This is a genomic window from Citrobacter sp. Cm038, from assembly GCF_030333105.1.
GTDB lineage: Bacteria > Pseudomonadota > Gammaproteobacteria > Enterobacterales > Enterobacteriaceae > Citrobacter > Citrobacter murliniae.
In genome coordinates, this window is record NZ_JAOWGO010000016.1 from 26,032 (window position 1) to 47,698 (window position 21,667).

At 49.8% G+C, this 21,667-nt stretch carries 20 protein-coding genes; 8 read left to right on the top strand and 12 right to left on the bottom strand.

The genetic code is table 11. From position 1 onward, the window contains the following. Window positions 1-58 precede the first annotated feature (58 nt). Both OGY01_RS02430 and OGY01_RS02435 read left to right on the top strand, forming a co-directional pair. A complete protein-coding gene (locus OGY01_RS02430) occupies window positions 59-547 on the top strand; it encodes a TrmO family methyltransferase domain-containing protein (protein ID WP_048220874.1) in 489 nt (162 codons plus the stop codon). 69 nt (window positions 548-616) lie between these two features. Continuing rightward, window positions 617-1,213: a dienelactone hydrolase family protein gene (locus OGY01_RS02435; protein WP_286492335.1), complete on the top strand. Its 597-nt coding sequence runs from the start codon at window positions 617-619 to the stop codon at window positions 1,211-1,213. A 30-nt stretch (window positions 1,214-1,243) separates the two neighbouring features. Here OGY01_RS02435 and OGY01_RS02440 read toward each other — a convergent pair whose 3' ends face one another. From OGY01_RS02440 to OGY01_RS02450, 3 genes are read right to left on the bottom strand one after another with little or no spacing between them, the layout of a single operon-like run. Then, window positions 1,244-2,098 (bottom strand): AraC family transcriptional regulator, encoded by an 855-nt coding sequence (locus OGY01_RS02440; RefSeq protein WP_048220876.1) that lies wholly within the window; start codon window positions 2,096-2,098, stop codon window positions 1,244-1,246. A gap of 24 nt (window positions 2,099-2,122) precedes the next feature. After that, window positions 2,123-2,857: a two-component system response regulator YpdB gene (ypdB, locus tag OGY01_RS02445; protein ID WP_045445801.1), complete on the bottom strand. Its 735-nt coding sequence runs from the start codon at window positions 2,855-2,857 to the stop codon at window positions 2,123-2,125. 14 nt (window positions 2,858-2,871) lie between these two features. Further along, window positions 2,872-4,569 (bottom strand): sensor histidine kinase, encoded by a 1,698-nt coding sequence (locus tag OGY01_RS02450; RefSeq protein WP_136345336.1) that lies wholly within the window; start codon window positions 4,567-4,569, stop codon window positions 2,872-2,874. 387 nt (window positions 4,570-4,956) lie between these two features. On the opposite strand from OGY01_RS02450, the gene alaC reads away from it, so the two are divergent. Then, the gene (gene alaC / locus OGY01_RS02455) at window positions 4,957-6,195 is read left to right on the top strand and encodes an alanine transaminase (RefSeq protein WP_045449736.1); all 1,239 of its coding nucleotides are present in this window, start codon (window positions 4,957-4,959) and stop codon (window positions 6,193-6,195) included. Between the two features lie 66 nt (window positions 6,196-6,261). Here the strand turns inward: alaC and ypdK are convergent, their stop codons facing one another. Then, window positions 6,262-6,333 carry a membrane protein YpdK gene (ypdK, locus tag OGY01_RS02460; protein WP_010723117.1) on the bottom strand — a complete coding sequence of 24 codons (72 nt, stop codon included), beginning with the start codon at window positions 6,331-6,333 and terminating at the stop codon, window positions 6,262-6,264. A gap of 357 nt (window positions 6,334-6,690) precedes the next feature. Between ypdK and OGY01_RS02465 the strand changes: the two genes are divergently transcribed. Beyond that, on the top strand, window positions 6,691-7,290 hold the full coding sequence (locus OGY01_RS02465) for a lysozyme inhibitor LprI family protein (RefSeq protein ID WP_048220877.1): 600 nt from the start codon (window positions 6,691-6,693) through the stop codon (window positions 7,288-7,290). A gap of 41 nt (window positions 7,291-7,331) precedes the next feature. Here OGY01_RS02465 and lpxP read toward each other — a convergent pair whose 3' ends face one another. Next, window positions 7,332-8,252: a kdo(2)-lipid IV(A) palmitoleoyltransferase gene (gene lpxP, locus OGY01_RS02470; RefSeq protein WP_045445791.1), complete on the bottom strand. Its 921-nt coding sequence runs from the start codon at window positions 8,250-8,252 to the stop codon at window positions 7,332-7,334. A gap of 439 nt (window positions 8,253-8,691) precedes the next feature. On the opposite strand from lpxP, the gene OGY01_RS02475 reads away from it, so the two are divergent. Next, window positions 8,692-8,934 (top strand): YfdY family protein, encoded by a 243-nt coding sequence (locus OGY01_RS02475; protein ID WP_048220878.1) that lies wholly within the window; start codon window positions 8,692-8,694, stop codon window positions 8,932-8,934. Between the two features lie 117 nt (window positions 8,935-9,051). Here OGY01_RS02475 and pgtP read toward each other — a convergent pair whose 3' ends face one another. Next, on the bottom strand, window positions 9,052-10,443 hold the full coding sequence (pgtP, locus tag OGY01_RS02480) for a phosphoglycerate transporter PgtP (RefSeq protein WP_045445785.1): 1,392 nt from the start codon (window positions 10,441-10,443) through the stop codon (window positions 9,052-9,054). 461 nt (window positions 10,444-10,904) lie between these two features. Here pgtP and pgtC point away from each other — a divergent pair, with 461 nt between their 5' ends. From pgtC to pgtA, 3 genes are read left to right on the top strand one after another with little or no spacing between them, the layout of a single operon-like run. Next, the gene (gene pgtC, locus OGY01_RS02485) at window positions 10,905-12,059 is read left to right on the top strand and encodes a phosphoglycerate transport regulator PgtC (protein ID WP_190284579.1); all 1,155 of its coding nucleotides are present in this window, start codon (window positions 10,905-10,907) and stop codon (window positions 12,057-12,059) included. A gap of 11 nt (window positions 12,060-12,070) precedes the next feature. Then, window positions 12,071-14,065 (top strand): two-component system sensor histidine kinase PgtB, encoded by a 1,995-nt coding sequence (pgtB, locus tag OGY01_RS02490; RefSeq protein WP_286492809.1) that lies wholly within the window; start codon window positions 12,071-12,073, stop codon window positions 14,063-14,065. Further along, window positions 14,055-15,302: a two-component system response regulator PgtA gene (gene pgtA, locus OGY01_RS02495; RefSeq protein WP_045445779.1), complete on the top strand. Its 1,248-nt coding sequence runs from the start codon at window positions 14,055-14,057 to the stop codon at window positions 15,300-15,302. The genes pgtB and pgtA overlap by 11 nt, the downstream gene beginning before the upstream one ends. Window positions 15,303-15,417: 115 nt before the next feature. On the opposite strand, the gene OGY01_RS02500 is transcribed toward pgtA, so the two are convergent. The 6 genes from OGY01_RS02500 to hpaI all read right to left on the bottom strand — a co-directional run bounded on the left by OGY01_RS02500 (window position 15,418) and on the right by hpaI (window position 21,657). Continuing rightward, window positions 15,418-15,957 carry a DUF2058 domain-containing protein gene (locus OGY01_RS02500; protein WP_048220880.1) on the bottom strand — a complete coding sequence of 180 codons (540 nt, stop codon included), beginning with the start codon at window positions 15,955-15,957 and terminating at the stop codon, window positions 15,418-15,420. A 293-nt stretch (window positions 15,958-16,250) separates the two neighbouring features. Beyond that, window positions 16,251-16,763, bottom strand: a complete 513-nt coding sequence (locus OGY01_RS02505) for a 4-hydroxyphenylacetate 3-monooxygenase reductase subunit (RefSeq protein ID WP_045445773.1) — start codon at window positions 16,761-16,763, stop codon at window positions 16,251-16,253. Between the two features lie 19 nt (window positions 16,764-16,782). Further along, a complete protein-coding gene (hpaB, locus tag OGY01_RS02510; protein WP_045445771.1) occupies window positions 16,783-18,345 on the bottom strand; it encodes a 4-hydroxyphenylacetate 3-monooxygenase, oxygenase component in 1,563 nt (520 codons plus the stop codon). Between the two features lie 174 nt (window positions 18,346-18,519). Next, a complete protein-coding gene (hpaA, locus tag OGY01_RS02515; RefSeq protein ID WP_045445768.1) occupies window positions 18,520-19,410 on the bottom strand; it encodes a 4-hydroxyphenylacetate catabolism regulatory protein HpaA in 891 nt (296 codons plus the stop codon). A gap of 9 nt (window positions 19,411-19,419) precedes the next feature. After that, window positions 19,420-20,796, bottom strand: a complete 1,377-nt coding sequence (hpaX, locus tag OGY01_RS02520) for a 4-hydroxyphenylacetate permease (RefSeq protein WP_045445765.1) — start codon at window positions 20,794-20,796, stop codon at window positions 19,420-19,422. 69 nt (window positions 20,797-20,865) lie between these two features. Further along, window positions 20,866-21,657 (bottom strand): 4-hydroxy-2-oxoheptanedioate aldolase, encoded by a 792-nt coding sequence (gene hpaI, locus OGY01_RS02525; RefSeq protein ID WP_045445762.1) that lies wholly within the window; start codon window positions 21,655-21,657, stop codon window positions 20,866-20,868. Window positions 21,658-21,667: the final 10 nt, after the last annotated feature.

Consider the following 21,667-nt stretch of genomic DNA (forward strand, 5'->3'; position numbering starts at 1 on the left):
ACTATGGGTATGGATGTTGTGATGTTTTCGTAAACCAATGCTAAAAATGGAGCTTGATATGGCAAACCTTAGATTGGATACAATTGGAGTCATCAGCATTGAAAATGGCACAGTGGAGTTGGTACTGGAACATAAGTATATTCCTGCCCTCGTTGGCCTTGATGGGTTTAGTCACATACAGGTCCTATGGTGGCTATCCTCCTGTGACAATCCTATGGACCGAAGTAAAATGACAGAGCATCAGCCCTATAAAAATGGTCCTGATGTATTAGGAACATTTGCAACACGGTCTCCTTATCGTCCAAACCCTGTCGCACTCGATTGTTCACAAGTGACATATATAGATCATGATAAAGGAGTCATTGGTTTAGCATGGCTGGATGCTTTTAATGGTTCTCCGATACTGGATATCAAACCTTATATACCGGGTATTGATAGAGTCGAAATTCCAAACGTCCCAGAGTGGTGTCGTCACTGGCCACACTCATATGAAGAATCAGGTGATTATGACTGGGAAAATGTATTTACATCTGACAAGTCATGCTGAAATCTCACCCAATACCCGACTTTAAACTGCAGTTGAGAATCTTTAGCTAAGAATAGGTAGTGAGGGGTAATGTTAAAATTCATTAAAAAACAAAAAAATGCCATCGTTGTTTTGCATGAGATATATGGTGTTAACGATCATATAAAAAAGGTATGTAATGAGTATCATAACAAAGGATTTGATGTTTATTGCCCCTCTCTACTGGAAAATAAAGCACCTTTTTTATACTCACAACAAGATGAAGCTTACAGATACTTTATAAACCATTCTGGGTTTAATCCTTCAGGAGTCGTTTCTTTGCTCAGTACGATTCGCCCATGCTACAGGAAAATCATAGTAATAGGCTTCAGCGTGGGGGCCACAATTGCCTGGTTATCTGCTGAAAGTAAATTGTGTGATGGTGTTGTTTGTTACTATGGCTCTCGCATCAGGGACTATGCTGATATTATTCCACCTTGTCCTTGTTTGGTTATTTTTGCTGAGTTTGAACAGTCTTTTGATCCTGTTTTAGTGCAACGTCAACTGAGCGACAAAGCATCCGTCACATGTCATATACTCAACAGCCACCATGGCTTTAGTGATCCTTACGGGGAAAACTTTGACTGCAGGAACGCGGAAATTGCCAGAGATCTGGTTGCTGATTTTATCAGCAGAATTGTAAAGTGAACTTCTTTCAACATTTAATTCGTACCCGAACTACTGAAAACGCGCGCTGTATTCTCCTGGAGTTATGCCAAACTGACGCCGGAACAGGCGGCAAAAATAGTCACTGTCATGATATCCGCACCTCTGTGCCACTTCGCTAATTGGCAGATGATACTTCTGTAAGATGATGCGTGCCTTCGCCATTCTGACCCAGCGGAGATACTCGACAAATCCCATCGTGCCGTGCTGGGTAAACAGCTTGGATAAGTGATTCGGAGTGATGTTGAAAAATTGTGCCACGCTTTCCCGGGTCAACTGTTGAGTATAGTTGTCCTGTACCCAGTTACACATGCTGTGATAGAGAAATTCTGAGCGCGGTCGCTGTGTGTCCGGCCGGGTATTGACCACGCTTCGGCACAGATGCAGCAAGCTGAGCACCAGGGGCTGAATGATATCCTGTGCCTGAGGAGAGCGGCTCAAATGGGTTAAAGCAGTAAGCATTGCATCACCTTCACCACGCTGTGGATGTGGCAACTCAATGCGGCGAATCGGACGCAAATGTGAGGCGGTGCGGTTGTCGTAAAAAGACAACCCCAGCCACGCCGGAGAAAACACCAGACTCAACAACATAACCGGTTTATCGCTTCCGGGTAAATTGGCCGCTCTGGCAGGGATAAACAACATGTCGCCTTCCGGCAGACTGTGCTGTTTTTTTTCCAGTTGATTGCTGTACTCCCCACGTAGCACGATATCGAGGCGCGGGAGGTCAATGCACAAACTGCTGGTCGGTAAATTGGCTGGCTGAGTGGCAAACCATACGCGACCCAACCGCTGTGGGTTTAACACCAGGCCGCTGAACAGATCGGCAAAAAACTGTTGGTCTGCGGGCAAGCCTGGTTCTTTCATCACTCTATCTCTGTAGGATAAGCGCTATAAATGCATTAACTGTCTGAACTCTTTCACTTTACTCCGACTGACCGGGATTTCAAATTCCAGATCTTTTAACCGCAGAATGTAGGTGTTATTGAACCACGGTTCGATCTCGCGAATTTTGTTGAGGTTTACGCAGAAGGAACGGTGACAGCGGAAAAAATGTGAAGCGGGCAGTTTGCTGCAAAATTCGGTGATGTTCATCGGCATGACATACGATTCGCGTCGTGTATAGACAAAGGTCATCTTTTCATGGGCTTCAGCGTAATAAATGTCGTTGATTGGAGTCACGATGATCCGCTCATCTTTGATCAGGTTGATCGTGTCATTTTCACGTGTTACGGGACTGGTGAGCGTCGTACCTGCTTGCTGTTGCTGCCAGGCCGCCTCCAGCTTTTGTAGCATGCCAACGATCCGCGATTCCTGGTATGGTTTCAGAATGTAGTCAAACGCTTCAAGCTCAAACGCTTCAACGGCATGCTCTTTCCAGGCGGTAATAAACACAATAAAGGGTTTATGCGCGAACTGGCTGATATTTTGCGCAAGTAGTACGCCATCCAGCGAGGGAATATTGATATCCAGAAAAATAGCGTCGACGCGGTTATGCTGCAGATATTTCAGCACGTCCAGACCATCGTCAAACGTCCCGACAATCTCCATCTGGCTGTGCTCTTTTATCAGCCAGCTAAGTTCCTGTTGGGCCAGGAATTCATCTTCAACAATGATGACTTTCACAACTTCACTCCTGGTTAAAGCAATAAGGTAGCCGGTGCTGCGGCGGGCGAGTGTTGATTGGGCACATAGAACGCTATTTCTGTGCCTGGTTCCAGGCGGCGGATATGTAATCCTTCGCCGTAGAGCAGCTTCACGCGGTGATGTACATTCAACAGACCAATTTTATTGCCCGGCATTTCGTTGGATTCGACCCGTTCAATAACTTTCGGATCAATACCATGGCCTGTATCCCTGACGGCGATCCGGACCCGATTACCGCACTCCGCGACGCTGATAGTAACCACGCCTTTCCCCTTGCAGGGTTGAATGCCATGGACGATGGCGTTTTCTACCAACGGCTGAATCAGCAGGCTGGGGATATAGCAACTGACCTCTTCATCAATATCATAAATAACAGTCAGCTTGTCGCCAAAACGGGCCTGTTCGATGGCGATGTAATCTTTGATTTGATACAGCTCTTTTTTGATATCAATCTGCTCATCGTCTTTTAATTCAATATTATAGCGAAGATAACGTGACAAATTAAAAATGAGCTGACGTGCGGTGTCCGGATTTAACCGCACGGATGAGGAAATAGCGTTTAGCGCATTAAACAGGAAATGGGGATTGATTTTACTTTGCAACGCCCGTAGCTCTGCCTTATTTGCCATTTCGCGCAGTTGCTCTGCACGGGATACTTCGAGTTGAGTGGAGATGATTTGCGACAGACCGATTGCCATCTCCTGTAACGAGGAGGTGATCTGGTGAGCGTGACAGTAGTAGATCTTCAGCGTGCCGGTCACAACACCTTTTTCCCATAAAGGGATCACCAGCATGGAGTGTATTTCTGGTGTACGATGTGCTTCATCATTGTTTTTTATGATGATTTTTCCGTAATTTATCGCCTGTTGAGTGGTGGGGCTGACGAAATCATCATTGTCGCGATAGTTTAGTTCCCCAACACCAACGTAGGCCAGAACGTGCTGGGTATTGGTAATTGCGACCGCATCTGCATGAATGTCATGGCGAATAATTTCGCACACCTGACGTAACGATTCGCTGTTCACATGACGAAAGAGTGGCAGGGTTTTGTTAGCGATATCCAGTGCCAGCTTGGCCTGCTTTGCGGCGCTGGCCTCTTTCTCTCCTTCAACGCTTTGTACCAGCATGACAATAAAGCCAATGCAGACGCTGCCAAGGATCATTGGGATACCGATTTTTGAGACAATATCCAGCCCCAGTTCGGTGGTGGGGGCCCATGCGACGACCAGGATCATGGTCAGCGTTTCGCACAGCATCCCGCCTAAAATACCTGCGCGCCAGTGCTGCGCTTTGGGGATCTTACGGTTGATCCAGCCAGCAATACAGCCCGCCAGAATACTGGTAATAAAGCACGGAAGGGCGGTTACGCCGCCAATATCGATCAGGTAGCGATGAATACCCGCGATAACACCTGTAATGATGCCGACCCACGGACCGAACAGAATTCCCCCTGACATTACAGCGATAATACGTACGTTAACCAGAGAACCTTCTACCGGTACGCCGGACCAGGTACTGAACAGAGCAAACATGGAGAAAATCGCGGTAACGGCGAGTAGCTCTTTCGGGGAGTGTGCAGACTTGTGCAACAGTTCGCGGAACAGGCGGATACGAATCAGGAAAAACAGACAAAACAGCATCAGCGCTGCCCGATCAAAGACCGCCAGCAGCATATTGAATATTTCGTGCACGGGTGACTCTTGCGAAAGGATTAAACCTCTATGATAGGTAACCTGAGGCTGGATGACCAGCATACCCGTAAGACCCGTCTAATGAGGAAAAACCATAATATTAAAAGGGGATTGTAAAGAAGAGGTGAGTTTACAATACATATCGAGGATTGGTTGATTTACGAGGTAAAATTTATAACATCAAAATGTTAATGGATGGTGATTTTGTCAATTAGTCAAAACTGTCCATTTCCCTTTTTATTTTTTCAGTTCCTCTTTTATGTAGTAAAAAATATTTTTGTTTGCCTCTCGACAGAAGGAATTTATTCAGGCTATTTTCTAAACGTGCCACCATCGTGGCAGCGTCGCTCGGACGGTCCGGGCGCTAACGTTAATCCTGAGGATATTATGGCTGACTCCCGCCCTGAACGTCGCTTTACGCGTATTGATCGCCTTCCCCCTTACGTTTTCAACATCACTGCTGAACTGAAGATGGCTGCGCGTCGGCGTGGCGAAGATATTATCGATTTCAGCATGGGGAATCCGGATGGGGCTACGCCTCCTCACATTGTCGAAAAATTGTGCACCGTGGCTCAGCGCCCGGATACGCACGGTTATTCAACTTCTCGCGGTATTCCACGGCTGCGTCGGGCGATTTCCCGCTGGTATCAGGAACGCTATGACGTTGATATCGATCCTGAGTCCGAAGCCATTGTGACCATTGGATCCAAAGAAGGGCTGGCGCATCTTATGCTGGCGACACTGGATCACGGTGATACAGTTCTGGTACCAAACCCAAGTTACCCAATCCATATTTATGGTGCTGTGATTGCCGGAGCACAGGTGCGTTCTGTGCCGTTGGTGGAAGGGGTCGACTTCTTTAATGAGCTGGAGCGTGCGATCCGCGAAAGCTACCCGAAACCGAAGATGATGATTCTGGGTTTCCCGTCCAACCCGACTGCGCAATGCGTGGAGCTGGAGTTCTTCGAAAAAGTGGTTGCACTGGCTAAACGTTACGACGTGCTGGTGGTTCACGACCTGGCCTATGCTGATATTGTTTATGATGGCTGGAAAGCGCCGTCTATCATGCAGGTTCCGGGGGCGCGTGACGTAGCGGTTGAGTTTTTCACTTTGTCGAAAAGCTATAACATGGCGGGCTGGCGCATTGGTTTTATGGTTGGCAACAAAACGCTGGTTAACGCGCTGGCACGCATTAAGAGCTATCACGATTACGGCACGTTCACGCCATTACAGGTTGCGGCGATTGCTGCGCTGGAAGGCGACCAGCAGTGTGTGCGGGATATCGCTGAGCAGTATAAGCGGCGCCGTGACGTACTGGTCAAAGGGCTGCACGAAGCTGGCTGGATGGTAGAAATGCCAAAAGCGTCGATGTACGTCTGGGCGAAAATCCCGGAGCAATATGCCGCTATGGGGTCACTGGAATTTGCCAAGAAACTACTGAACGAAGCAAAAGTATGTGTTTCGCCGGGGATTGGCTTTGGCGACTATGGCGATACTCACGTGCGTTTTGCATTGATTGAAAACCGAGATCGTATTCGCCAGGCGATCAGAGGAATTAAAGCGATGTTCCGTGCGGATGGCTTACTGCCTGCCGGTACGAAATCAGCAACTGAAAACGCTGACTAAAGATCGTTCAGATACAAAAGCAAACAGGAGCCTGATGGCTCCTGTTTTTTTGCTGCATCTTTTTATTTAGATCATCAGGGCAAAAGTACCGGCCCAAACGATGACCATAAATGAAATGCCCATAAAGAAATATTTCACTTTTCATCTCTCCGCGTACCAAAAGCACGCCTAAATGAACATACACTTACCTGACAGAGAGCTGATGCCACTGTGAGCAAACCAGAGAATACCCCTCGTTTTCTACGCTGCATCACCTCAGAATTCTGAGCTTTAATGCTCCAGACGGCGCTAATGTACGCCTAAAAATGAGGTGAGACAAGAGGCATTTTTTTATTTAATTTTAGTAACTTACGAGTGTCGTGATTCGGCGACAGTTTGATTTCTATCTGTAATGAATTGCTATTGGGCGACGCAATGTTTACTCAGATAATTCTCATATCCCCATGATATAAATGCGGATATTTTTTGCGAAAATTTCGATAAGAAAGGTTAGATATGACCAGACTAATGATGTTAGCACTCATTATTACGCCACTGACGTCGATGGCAGCGGCTCCGCTGGCACTGAATTTCAGCTGTGCAAGTATTGGTGGCGTGAATAGTGACGGTACAGGTAATGTTTGGATTAACGGCGAAAAAGCGATCGTTAAAACATTCAATGAAAATTACTGGGAGGCAAAAAGCGGTAAAAATACCGTCTCCATTTCCCGTAAAGATGACGGGAACCCGGATGTTTCCTGGACTGGTCCTAATCGTAAACACGGGGTCTGTCTGCCGGAAGATAATAAGAGTTATGCTCCGGTAAAAAAATCATCTAATGCTGGCCCGACCTTTTCATGTTCTGCAGTCGACAAGGGAAGCATGGAAGAGATTATTTGCCACAGCCCGTCACTTTCCGCGATGGATGTGAAGTTGAATGCTGTATACCAGCAGGCGCTGGTTAAATCGAAGAATGATCCGATGTTGAAAGCGGAGCAGCGCGGTTGGATAAAAGGACGCAACGAGTGCTGGAAAGAGCAGGATAAGCCTGCCTGTCTCTCCCGCGAATATAGCCAGCGGATGTCTGAATTACAGAACAAATGGGGTGTCAGGTAATTCCGTCGCAGAAAAAAAGAAAGGCCGAATGGCCTTTCTTTTTAGATATATAACGAAGCTTCGCCCATGGGCCTTGTTTTGAAACGACGGTGGATCCAGAGATACTGCTCGGGTGCTCGCATGATCTCTTTTTCGATAATCTTGTTCATATAAGCCGCCGCCAGGTTCTCATCAGCCGGGTAGCCTTCCATCTCTGGCGTAATAAACAGACGGTAACCGGAGTTATCCTTTTTTCTCACCATCGTGACAGTCAGCATTGCGGCACCGGACAACCGTGACAGTACATAGGTACCATTGGTCGTTGCTACATCTTTCACCGCGAAGAATGGGGCGAATGAACTTCCTTTGCGACCGTAATCCTGATCGGGAGCAAACCATACGGCCTCTCCTTTTTTCAGTGCACCGACAATGCCTCGCAGATTATTTCTGCCGATCATGGCTTTGTTTGAGCGCATACGTCCACGAGTTTGTATCCACTCCATTAACTTATTGTTGTGTGGGCGATAGGTTGCCATCATCGGTTGGCAAAGTCCCATTACGCGACCACCCAGCTCCAGCGACATAAAGTGTACGCCTACTACCATCACGCCACGGTTTTGAGTTTGAGCACGTTTCAGGTTATCCAGCCCTTCAACGTCAAACCATTTACGTACCCGGCTGTCAGGCCAAAACCAGGCCATACCTGTTTCAAGCAAAGCCATCCCAAGTGAGCGAAAGTTTTCTTCGACCAGTTTATCTCTCTCTTGCTGGGATAAATTCGGGAAACAGAGTTCGAGATTTTTACGTGCAATAGATTCACGACGTTTTAAAAACGGGCGTGCAAGCGTACCGGTGCGAGTGCCCAGAAAGCACAAAACCGGGTAGGGGAGTTGCACCAGTAACCAGAGCACACCGACACCAAACCATGTGAGCCAGTAACGCGGATGCAAAAACGCGCGTGAAAATTTACATTGGGGGAACATAAGCACCTGCTGTTGATACGAAAATGTTGTATCGCGAAGATTCTTTATCTACAGCGGTACACTCTGATACTGATCGTTAGGCCACCATGAGCGACGATGGTTCCTGTAAAGAGTGTAAAACTGAGTCAGGACAAAACCACGGGGAGCATTAATGATCGGACGTATAATGTACCACCTGGAGATTAATGTCAGCCAGAGATAAATAATCAAGAAGAGTAAATGTTTTCAGGTGGACAAGAAGAACAATGAAGCCAGATATAATGCGTTGTTTTTATGATGGTTAAATAAAATACGATGAAACTACATTCAACAAGGGATGATTCAATCATTGTTACATAATTGTTGCCTGAATTGCGTGCCGATAGGAATTGTCTTAGAATATAAATACAAGGAGCGTAAGGACTTACGTGAAGTTTTACGGCAGACAGGAGGTACCGCTATGCTCTATTTCTGGACCTTTCTCGTATTGTGTATTCTGAGCGTCAGCTGCTACATCTGGCAGGTTATGGGCGTTTGGGCGTCAATCAGTTCTTTTATCGGTATGGCCATCCTTTCGGCATTAATATATTTCGTTACCATGTGGTTGACTACCGGTGATGAAATGGTCACTGGGTTATTTCTTTTTCTTGCCCCAACATGTGGTCTGATCATTCGCTTTATGGTGGGAGACAGTAAGCATTAGCTTGATGCGACACGATTGAAAATAAAATTAGTATCACGTTGATGGTTTTTCTGATCTTTCATGCGATGATTCTTAAGTGCCAGCATTGCTGGCACTTTTTTGCCGATCTAAAGTGGATTAGCGGGCATCAGCAAGCTGTAATGACGCTTCTTCTTGCTGGGCATTTTTTCGCTGTTGCTCCAGCTCTAGCGCACCGCGGTGAGACAGATAGCAGAACAGGATGCAGCACACTATCCCGCCCATCAGCAGATAAAAACCACCATGCCAGCCCATTTTGTCAACCATCACACCAAACAGGCTGGTTCCCAGTGAAGCGCCAAAAATGTAGCTCATAAATCCGCGTAATCCTACGGCAGAGCCAACTGCGAAGCTGGGGACGATTTCCATGGTTTGCACGGATGCCAGGAACTGTGGAACATAAATCAGGCAACCAACAATTGCGGCAAAAATGGTTACCATCAGCAGGGATTCGCTTTTCCAGTAGCCGATCAGACAGACGAATATCAGCGCCATACAAATCATTGCCAACGGCATACGACGGCCTTTAAACAGTTTATCGGTGAGCCAGCCTGCCAGTAGCGTGGAAGGAATTGCTGCCCATTCGAAAAACAGAAAAGCAACGCTCATTTGTTCTTTCGAAAAATGTTTTTCGGTTAACAGATAAATAGGCAGCCAACTGATCATGCCAAAGCGCACCATGTAGACAAACACGTCAACCAGTGAAACATACCAGGCATTCTTATTACGCAGAACATAGGTACAGAAAATCTGGAAGGCGCTCATATTTTCCGGAGCCTGGGTAACGTGCCGGGTATTGAGCACCACTTTTTCTTCCGGCATCATTTGTTCCAGCGTTGGCAAACCTTCTTCGCGCGGTGAACCTTTTCCCAGCATCAGAACAATAAAGGCAAACAGTACAGCAATGCAGGCAGGGACGATATAACTGGCGCTTTGCCAGTGTTCGCTGCCCAGAATGGCAAAGGCTGCGCCAACAATAGGCGCGACAATACCACCGCCAACGTTGTGAGAGATATTCCAGAATGCGCCAACGCGTCCACGTTCTTTACGCGGGAACCAGTTTGCGATGGTAATAAACGATGGGCCAACACCCATCCCCTGGAATAATCCGTTGAAGACAACCAGCGCGGCAAAAATCCAGAATCCGGTGCTGAATCCCAACCCTACATTCACAATCGCGCACAGTATCAGGCCGCATGCCATGAAGACCTTAGGACTGGCCTTATCAGCCAGGCTACTCATAATGCCTTTACTGATCCCGTAAGCAATAAGCATGCAACTGCTGAGTAAACCAATCTGCGTTGCGCTGAGATCCAGATGCTCTTTCAGATATGGAGTGGAGAGCGTGAAGTTATTACGTACAATATAGTACGCAAGATAACCGAGAAATACGCTAAGTAGAGCTTGCATTCGGTATCGACTATATGTCTCGTGGATTTTTTCCGTCGGGACTTTATTTGCCGATGGCCCTGTCTTGAATATTGAAAACATATCATCACCTAAATTTATATTGATGTGAATATCAGGGAGGTTCGGCGAGAAGAGTGAAATAGATGATGAAGAAACTCAAGTTGATGAAATGTGTCAATATTGACTCATTTTGTTTGGAATGCGACTGGATTTGACCCATTTAAATTAAGTGGTCTTTATTTTTGTTATTTTCAGTTGGTTTTTATTATCAGCGTGTGCGGGTATTAACAAAATTGACAGGTGTTTTAAGGTATTCTTTGCTCATGTTTTAGCTTACTGATTGGTTATTTTGATAACAATCTTATCCTCCCTTCGCGGTGCTATCAAACGGGTAACTTTTGTCTCAATATTATTTTTCGAATATGTTGGTATTTATGAACGGGATCACAAACAGGTTTTTCTGTCGGGGATGGATTTTTGCCATCTCGCTCTTTTTTATACCGTTGTCGGCGGCCAGCCTTGCGCAGGGGAAAGAGCTGGTAATGGCGACAACGTTCTCGCCAGGGGCCACGGCCTGGATTATCCAGCGCTGGCAAACGGAGCCTGGGTCAGTGATGATTCGTACGCTCAACCGGACCAGTTCCTCTCTTGAGCAACTGCTTGATACCGCGAATGCGGAAAATGTCGATCTTATTTTGACTTCATCTCCCATGCTTTTGCAGCATCTTCAGGAGCATCAAAAGCTTGCACCTTTTGATAATGCGCTACCGGAAAGCCAGCGGCTGGTACCAGAGTCGATCCGCTCAACGTCCGTGGCGGTGGCAATATCGGGCTTTGGTCTGCTGATTAACCGTTCTGCGCTGGCTGCGCGACACCTGCCGCCCCCGACTGACTGGGGGGACTTAACGCACCCCAGATATCAGGGGGCATTGCTGATGAGTAGCCCGTCGCGCTCCGATACCAATCACCTGATGATAGAATCACTGCTTCAGCAAAAAGGGTGGGAGCAGGGGTGGGCGACGTTGCTGGCAAGTGCCGGAAATCTGGTGACAATTTCGTCACGGAGTTTTGGTGTCGCAGACAAAATTAAGAGCGGACTGGGCGTCGCTGGGCCGGTCATTGATAACTACGCTAATTTGCTGCTTAACGATCCGCATCTGGCCTTTACCTATTTCCCGCATTCTGCGGTTTCGCCTACTTACGTGGCCGTGCTGAAGAACAGTCAGCACGCGAATGAAGCACGCCGCTTCATTCGCTATCTATTGAGTCCGGAAGGACAAAGGATCCTCGCGGATGCCAATACGGGGAAATATCCGGTAACGCAGCTGGCTGCTGATAACCCGCGCGCGAGTCAGCAGGCGTTCCTGTTGAATCAGTCACCGTTAAATTATCGTCTTATCCTGAAACGACAACAGCTGGTACAGCGGATGTTTGATACCGCTATTAGTTTCCGTCTCGCGCAACTGAAGGATGCCTGGCGGGCGTTATACAGTGCGGAAGCGCGCCTGAAACACCCGCTACCTGAAATTAGAGCGTTGTTGACCAGTGTTCCGATCGATCCGCAGAGTAGCGAAGATGAAGCATGGCTTGCCCGGTTTGATAATAAAAGCTTTGCGGAACAGCAGATGATGGAGTGGCAACTCTGGTTTCTTAAAAATCAGCGTCAGGCCATATCGAAACTGGAAGAATTAAAATGAAAACCGGCTCGATATTACAACGCCTTCGCCAGCTCAGCATCAGCAGCAGTCTGCGAGGCGCTTTCCTGACAGGAGCGCTGCTGACGTTAAGCGTGAGCTGTGTCAGTTTGTATTCCTGGCACGAGCAGAGTTCGCAGATCCGTTATTCGCTTAATGACTATTTTCCGCGTGTCCATTCCGCTTTTTTGATTGAAGGGAATCTCAATCTGGTGGTTGATCAGCTTAATGAGTTCCTGTTGGCACCCAACACAACGGTAAGACTACAACTGCGCAACCAGATAATTCAGCATCTGGATAAGATTGAGGCGTTGAGCCTGGGGTTACAGTCAGAGGAGCAACAGCAACTGGTCGTTATTTTGCAGGACAGCCGTGCTTTGATGGCGGAGCTGGACAGGGTGCTCTACAACATGTTCCTGGTTCGCGAAAAAGTTAGCGAACTTTCCGCGCGCATTGACTGGCTGCATGATGATTTTACGACGGAGCTGAATTCCTTGGTGCAGGATTTTACCTGGCAGCAAGGAACACTGCTGGATCAGATTGAAGCGAAGAACGGTGATGAGGCTCAATATCTGAAACGCGCCAGGGAAGTGCAAAATGAACAGCAGCAGGTCTACACACTGGCGAGAATTGAGAATCAAATCGTTGATGACTTGCGCGACAGGCTGAATGAGCTGAAGTCAGGTAGCGATGATGGAATGCTGGTGGAGACTCACATTCGCTATCTGGAGAATCTGAAGAAAACGGCAGATGAAAATATTCGAACCCTTGATGACTGGCCCAGTACGATAACGTTGCGGCAAACTATCGATGAATTGCTGGAGATCGGGATGATGAAAAATAAAATGCCCGATACCATGCGCGACTATGTCGCCGCGCAGAAAGCACTCGTGGATGCCAGTCACGCCAGAGAAGCTACGCTCGGACGCTTCAGAACGCTGCTTGAAGCACAACTGGGTAGCAGCCATCAGCAAATGCAGATGTTTAACCAGCGGCTGGAGCAGATTGTTCGCGTCAGCGGTGGAATTATTCTGCTGGCGACTCTTCTGGCGCTGCTGCTGGCCTGGGGATTAAACCACTATTTTATCCGCTCGCGACTGGTGAAGCGTTTTACTGCGCTCAATCAGGCTGTGGTGCAAATAGGTCTGGGTAGAACCGATGCGACCATCCCGGTTTATGGGCGTGATGAGTTAGGACGCATCGCGCGTTTACTGCGTCACACGCTGGGTCAGCTTGGGACGCAAAAAAGGCAGCTTGAGCAGGAAGTCGCGGAGCGTAAGGAGATTGAGTCCGATTTACGCGCGACGCAGGACGAGCTTATTCAGACGGCAAAACTGGCGGTGGTCGGCCAGACTATGACCACGCTGGCGCATGAGATTAACCAACCGCTGAACGCGCTGTCGATGTATCTGTTTACCGCGGGAAGGGCTATCGAACAAGGTCAGTTAGCCCAGGCAAGGAGCACCTTAACCAAAGCAGAAGGGCTGATTACCCGTATTGATGCCATTATCCGCTCACTGCGGCAGTTTGCGCGGCGGGCTGAACCGGGAGCTCCGCTACATCCGGTCGATTTGCGCCAAAATCTCAGTGCAGCCTGGGAGCTGTTAGCTATGCGGCATAAGCCACAGCAGGGCACGCTTACACTGCCTGAAGAAACCGTATGGGTACTGGGTGATGAAGTGAGAATTCAGCAAGTGCTGGTTAACGTGCTGGCAAATGCGCTGGATGCCTGCCCGATAGCCGCCGAAATTGAGGTGTCCTGGCAAGTGCAGGGCGACACGCTGAGCGTAATTATCAGTGATAATGGTCCCGGCTGGCCTGTGGCGTTGCTGCCGTCTCTTTTGAAGCCGTTCACCACCAGTAAGGATGTTGGACTCGGGATTGGCTTATCGATTTGTGTATCGTTGATGACGCAGATGAAAGGCGAGTTGCGCCTGGCGTCGACGTTGAGGCGCAATGCCTGCGTAGTACTGCAATTCAACCTGACGGATATAAAAGATGTTGAGTGATGAATATTCTGTTCTGCTAATTGATGATGATGCCGATGTACTTGACGCTTACACGCTGTTGCTTGAACAGGCGGGTTACCGCGTACAAGCCTGTAATAATCCCTTTGACGCAAGAAATTGGGTACCGGCTGACTGGCCTGGGGTCGTATTAAGTGATGTGTGTATGCCGGGGTGTTCCGGGATCGATCTGATGACCCTATTTCATCAGGATGATAATCAACTGCCAATTCTGTTGATCACCGGACATGGCGATGTGCCGATGGCGGTGGATGCGGTGAAAAAAGGCGCATGGGATTTCCTGCAAAAACCGATCGATCCCGGCAAACTGCTGGTGCAGGTCGAGGAGGCCTTGCGGCACCGGCAATCGGTGATTGCCCGTCGTCACTATTGCCAGCAAAAGCTACAGGTTGAACTGGTCGGGTACAGTGACTGGGCAAATCAGTATCGGCAGCGTTTACAACAACTGGCAGAAACAGATATTGCCGTTTGGTTTTATGGTGAGCCTGGTACGGGTCGCATGACGGGTGCACGGTATTTGCATCAACTGGGGCGTAACGCCCAGGGACCATTTATTCGGGAAGAGCTGACATCCGGGAAAGCGGATCAACTTAATGAACTCATCGCCAGGGCGCAGGGAGGGACGCTGGTATTGAGCCATCTTGAGTGTCTGACGCGCGAACAACAACACCATCTGGTTCACCTGCAAAGTCAGGATCAGCGTCCTTTTCGCTTAATTGGCATTGGGGCGACATCGCTGGTAGAACTGGCAGCAACAAACCAAATTGTCGCGGAGCTCTATTATTGTTTTGCCATGACGCAAATTGGTTGCCAGCCACTGTCATTGCGCCCGGACGATATCGAGCCATTGTTTCGCCACTACCTGCATAAAGCCTGCCTGCGGCTGAACCATCCTGTTCCACAGGTAGACACCGAGCTATTGAAAACTATGCGGCGTCGAGCATGGCTAAGTAATGTCCGGGAACTGGCGAATGCCGCGGAGCTTTTTGCCGTTGGATTGCTTCCACTGGCAGAAACCGCCAATCCGCAGATGCATATGTCTGAACCGACACCCCTGGACCGTCGGATCGAAGAGTACGAACGGCAAATAATAACCGAAGCGTTAAATATTCATCAGGGGCGAATTAATGAGGTGGCAGAGTATCTGCAAATACCGCGTAAGAAACTGTATTTGCGGATGAGGAAATATGGACTTAGCAAAGAACACTATAAGTTTTAACGTATTGTTGGTTTGACCTGCCGGTCTCTGGTTCTATCTTCTGGCATATTTTGGTGATCGTTTTAATGATCACCAAAATATGCCAGATTTGCGAATTAATATCTGAGTATTGGGTTTACCACATCAAATCATCAGGCACGACAAAATCAGCGTACGGATCGTCCTCGTCTTTCGCTTCCTGGCTCAATTCGCAATTTAATACAATGTAGCTTGCATCGCGCTGCGCAATCTTATCAGCCACAACTGCTGGTATAATCGCGTATTCGCTATCGCGGTCACTTTCAGCAACCAGACGTGCAATGGCAAGACGTCCTTTGATCAACTGGGTTTGGGTAACCTTGTCAACATATATTTTTTTAATAAGATTATTATCGGTAAAGTTATAGCCAATATCGCCATGAGAAATGGTAATTCTGTTCATCTCAATTAGCTGCTTAATCTGCGCTTTATATTCTTTAGATAAGGCAGCTTGTTTTTGCTGTTCACTAAGCTGTTTATCACGCTCAATTTGCGCTTTTTTATTTTCTTCTACCGCTTCTCTGGCTTCGCGAGCCTGAACACGCGATTTTTTAGCCGTTCTTTGCACTTTCGCCATTTTTTTGCTGGTGACTAAGCCAGCTTTCAGCATCTGCTCTTGTAGGGTGAGTTTTGTCATGTTCGTTTCTGAATCCAATAAAATCGTTGTCAGGATTATAACCTCAACGTTCGACGGGATGCCAGATGCGGTAGCTTCGCCAGTCCGCTTCTGAAGCGGAGGCCAGAGCCAGGTAACCTGCAGATCTTCTCACCTCAATCCCATTTGCCGGAGTACGCTGTCAGGTATGAGGGCGAGTAGGCGTAATTATGTGATTGAGATGACTGGAAACTGAGTGATAAATAAGGCGTGGGGTTTGTGAAGGATGCCATACAGTACCCTCTCCCGGTGGGAGAGGGCTAAGGCGGCGGAAACTACACCACCATTTCCATTTCCATCTTCACCGGATGGAAACGGCGTTTAAAGTAAATCAGACCGTGTCCTTGCTGGCCCAGGGTAATGTTCCTGATTTCCACCAGATAGACCAGATGGCTGCCGATGGTCTGCACCTGGCTAATCTCACCCTCGAGGCTCGCCAGCGAGCCTTTCAGAACCGGCTGGCCCAGTGTGCCTTTCTGCCAGCATGAAAGGTTGAAACGGTCTTCCATCGCCATACCGGTCATCCCGGCGAAGTGGCGGGCCATCACTTCCTGTTCGTGGTTCAGCACGTTGATACACAGCTTACCGTTGCCCTGAAACACCGGGTTCATCGCGCTATTGCCGTTGATACAGACCATTAGTGATGGTGGCGTATCGGTCACCGAACAGACCGCTGTGGCGGTGATACCGCAACGGCCCGCCTCGCCTTCGGTGGTGATGACGTTAACGGCGGCCGACAGACTGGCCATGGCATCGCGAAAACGCAGACGTTGTTCATCTAATTGCATTGTGACCTCCCGCTGCTGGTTACTTCAGCAGTTTATCCAGCATGTTGATATCGGTATTGTTGTGCAGGTGTGGTACTGTCCAGCCGTTCTGGTCGTATTCAGACAGGCAGCGGTCCACCATCGCCATCATTTTGTCCATGTTGCCGGAGCTTTGGGCCTGACGCAGGCACTGCAGACGAATTTCATCCTGGCTGCCGGAGTAGTTGATTTCATACAGCTCATGCCGACCGCCAAATTCGCTGCCAATAGCGTCCCACATCAGTTTGAGGATCTTAATGCGCTCGACGTGATCCATGCCGTTCGAACCGCGCACGTATTTTGCCAGGTATTCGTTTATCTGTGGGTTGTTGAGATCACGTACGCTGGACGGCAGGTAGATCAGACCGCTGGTTACGCTGCGTTCAATAATGTTTTTGATTTTGGCGTAGGCCATCGGCGCCATCACCCGATAGGTTTGCAGCGCAGCATGATCCGGCAGATACGCGCCATTGACCCACGGCGTTGCTTCGGCGCACATCGAATCACTCAGCGCCCAGAACATATTGCGCCAGGCTACCACTTCGCCAAGCTCGGCTTGTACGCCACGGAACTCCAGGGTACCGGTGCACTCCAGCGAGCGCTTCAGCAGGGCGGTGATAAAATCAAGTTTCACCGCCAGGCGTACGCAGGCCTGTAACGGATACATACGCGCGAAGCCACCTTCCATCGTCCAGCGACGGCAGCGGTCAAAATCGCGATAAATAAGTACGTTTTCCCATGGGATAAGCACGTTATCCATCACCAGGATCGCATCGTTTTCGTCGAAGCGGCTGGAGAGGGGATAATCGTATGGCGATCCGGTTGCTCCGGCCACCAGCTCATAGGAGGCGCGGGAGATAAGCTTGACCCCTTCAGCATCCATTGGCGCGACGAACATCAGCGCGAAGTCCGGGTTTTCGCCCATCACCTGTGCAGATCCGAAGCCAATCATGTTGTAGTGAGTCAGCGCTGAGTTGGTGGCCACGACTTTCGCGCCGCTGACGATGATTCCGGCGTCGGTCTCTTTCTCCAGCTTGATGTAGACGTCTTTCACTTCGTCGGCTGGCTTATGGCGGTCGATAGGCGGGTTGACGATGGCATGGTTAAAGTACAGGCCGGTTTCCTGAATACGGGTGTACCAGTTGCGGGCGTTCTGTTCAAACTGACCATAAAATCCTGGGTTCGCGCCTAGCGCACAGCCAAATGCGGCTTTGTAGTCCGGGGTGCGGCCCATCCAGCCGTAGCTCAGACGTGACCATTCGGCGATGGCGTCGCGCTGCTGGCGCAGATCGTCGGCGCTTTTCGCGACGCGGAAGAACTTGTGGGTGTAGCCGCCGCTGCCTGTATCGGTACCCCAGCACAGGGTGTCCTGTAACTCGGGTTTATGCAGCGCATCGTACATCTGGGCAACGGAAGCGGCGGCGTTGCGGAAAGCTGGATGTGTGGTCACATCTTTAACGCGTTCGCCGTAGATATAGATTTCGCGACCGTCCTGCAAGCTCTTCAAATACTCTTCACCGGTTAACGGGCGTTTAACGTCTGCACGGAAATTTTCAGGTTTCATAGGGGACCTCTTCAGTATTAATCAGAGTGTTAAATTTATGTTTTGTTTTTGTTGCTCAATTAAGGCGGTTAACGAGGTTTTCGTGAAGAGACTTTTAAGTCAACAGTGGGTACTTTTCAGGTGAGATAGCGTTCTGTGATCCGGGTGTCGTTTAGTTTGTTAGGGCGAGGGGAATCACGACACCGGTATTTTTTTTGTTCTGAACGCGCTTGGTGAACAGCCGACAAGACGGTTGAAAAAACGGGCGAAATAAGCCGGGTCTTTAAAACCCAACTGCCAGGCTATCTCGTTTACCGCGCTATCGGAAAACAGCAGCAGCCGCTTGGCCTCGCGCAGCTGCCTGTCGAAAATCAGTCGCTTGGGCGGGCGATTAGCGAAGCGTCGGCAGATATCGGTCAGCCTTGATTCGGTAAGATGCAGCTCACAGGCGTAGGCTGGCACCGTCCAGTGCTGGTGATAATGGGTATCGATAAGCTGGTTAAAACGCTGGAATAGTTTTAGCTCGCCGCGCATCCCGCTGGCGGCATGATCGTCAAGTTTCGCATTACGTAATAGCAGGGTGAACACCGCCTGCGCCAGCAGCGTCAGAGTGTGTTCACGTCCCGGCAGTTGCGAGGTTGATTCGCGTTCAATCAACCGCCAGTAGTGCGCCAGTGCCGCCAGCTCGTCGGGCTTATCGGCCAGCGACAGGCAGATACCCGGCAGGCCGAAAGCTTCCCGCGTGCCGGGGTAAAGTACTTCCAGAAGCGGCCAGACCAGATCCTCCCGCATTGTCAGCACGTGACCGTCGCTATCAGGCTCGGTGATAAAGGCGTGCGGCACCGAGGGTGGCGTCAGGACAAACAGCGGTGCCTGAACCGAGTAACGATGATCGTCGAGCTGCAGTTCAATCTGCCCGGTATCGAGGAAGTGCATCTGAAAATACTGGTCATGACGGTGCGCTTGCATATCGCGGCCGAAGAACTCGGCCATGCGGGCAAACGACTGATAATGCACATCTTCCGTCCCCAGACTCTCATCGTACTCTTTGTTGATATCGATATTGGCGACAGGGCTCTGGCACATAGTGGCTCCTTACGGCGTCGCGCGAGGACGCGATTCTTTCATCGGAATAAGCCAGATAATCACCGAACCAATGACCAGCAGGGCGGCAACGAACCACAAGCCGCTGCTGAAGCTGCCGGTAACATCCTTCAGCCAGCCGATCATCAACGGGCTGATTGCCGATCCGATATTGCCGGTAGCGTTGATTACCGCGATACCGATAGCTCTGGCGCGCAGGCTGATCGACTGATCCGGAGTGGTCCAAAAAATGGCCATTGCGCTAAACGATCCGGTAGAAGCCATCACGATCCCCAGCAATTGGATCAGGTTGTGATCGGTGGCAGAAGCTAACAGCCAGCCCGCAGCGGCAAACAGAAACGGCAGGGCTGTATGATGCTTACGTTCTCGATGTTTATCGGAGTGGCGGCTCCAGTAGATCATCCCGAGGATAGTACAAATCTGCGGGATCGCCGCCAGCAGGCCGATGGTGATATTGCTGCTGCTTTCGTTAAAGCTTTTCAGGATCTGAGGTGTCCAGATACTGATGGCGCTGAGCGTATTGGTCAGACAGAAGTAGGCTAACGTATACATCAACACGATTGGCGTAAACACCTCCCGCCACAGGCTGCGCTGCTGCATGGCGTGATGACTGATCGCCCCTTCCGGTTGTACCAACGTGAGTCGATCGTTATCCATCATCTCCTGCAGGCACTTTTTGTCCTCTGACGTCAGCCATTTTGCCTTCGACGGTGAATCATCAAGCCAGAACCAGACCATAATACCGAGCAGCACTGACGGGAAGCCTTCCAACAGGAACAGCCACTGCCAGCCGCGCAGATCAAGCATACCGTCCATCGACAGAATATAACCGGAGACGATTGACCCCAGTGCGGTGGTGACCGGCATGGCAATCATAAACAGCGCGTTGGCGCGAGCGCGGAAGAAGGCCGGGAACCAGAAAGTCAGGTACAGCAGAATACCGGGAAGGAAACCGGCCTCGGTTATCCCCACCAGCATACGCAGGAGATAGAGACTGTTCGGGCCGGTGGCAAACATGGTGGCGGTGGAGGCGATGCCCCACAGCACCATAATAGTGGCAATCCAGCGGCGAGCGCCGACGATGCTAAGCATCACGTTGCTGGGGATGCCGAAAATCACGTAGGTGACATAAAACAGGGTGGTAGCAAGGCCAAACATGGTGGCGTTAAGGCCCAAATCCTGCCCCATGGTTAATCCGGCAAATCCAATATTGATGCGATCTAAAAATGAAAAGATAAACAGCACGAACAAAAATACGATCAGGCGGCGAAACAATTTGTTAATAACCGACTGCTGTTGCGCAGTCAGCTGCTTGTGCTGATTTGCCGGATCAAACTTTTCCGGGATGGCAGATGATGTGTCGCTCATTATCATTTTCCTCTAATGGGAATTATGTAGGGTACTGCGGGTTGCCGGGGGGCGCTGTGCCACCTGGCATTAGTAGACGCCTGATGAACCTGGCGCGTTTATTTCCAATCCGAATCGCATGGCGAGGGCTTCTGCGCCACGTGCCAGCAGGGTGGTATCGACACCGATGGCTACAAACAGTGCGCCAAGCTCCAGATAGCGCTTTGCCAGCTGTTCATTGGCCATCAGGATCCCTGGTGCTTTACCCGCAGCGCGAATTTGTGCGATAGCGTGTTCAATGGCTGCCTGTACTTCCGGATGCTGCGGATTGCCGCTGAAACCCATATCGGCGCTAAGATCTGCCGGGCCGATAAACACGCCATCGACATCGTCAACGTCGAGAATCTGCGGCAGGTTTTTCAGCGCTTCACGGGTTTCGATTTGCACCAGTACGCACATCGCGTCGTTGGCCTGATGGATGTAATCCGGGATGCGGTTCCAGCGCGAAGCGCGGGCGAGCGCGCTGCCGACGCCGCGAATGCCAGCGGGCGGATAGCGGGTGGCTTTCACCGCCAGCCGGGCTTCGTCGGCGTTCTGTACCATCGGTATCAGCAGGGTTTGCGCACCGATATCCAAGAGTTGTTTAATCTGTACCGGGTCGTTCCACGATGGTCGCACCACCGGTTGGCTGGGGTAGGGAGCGATCGCCTGAAGCTGGCTCAATACCGTTTGCACGTTATTCGGTGCATGTTCGCCATCGATCAACAGCCAATCGAATCCGGCCCCGGCCAGTAGTTCAGCGCTGTAGCTGCTGGTTAGCCCCAGCCACAGGCCAATCTGCGGACGGCCCGCTTTTAAGGCTTCTTTAAAAGCGTTATTCATTATGTTCCCC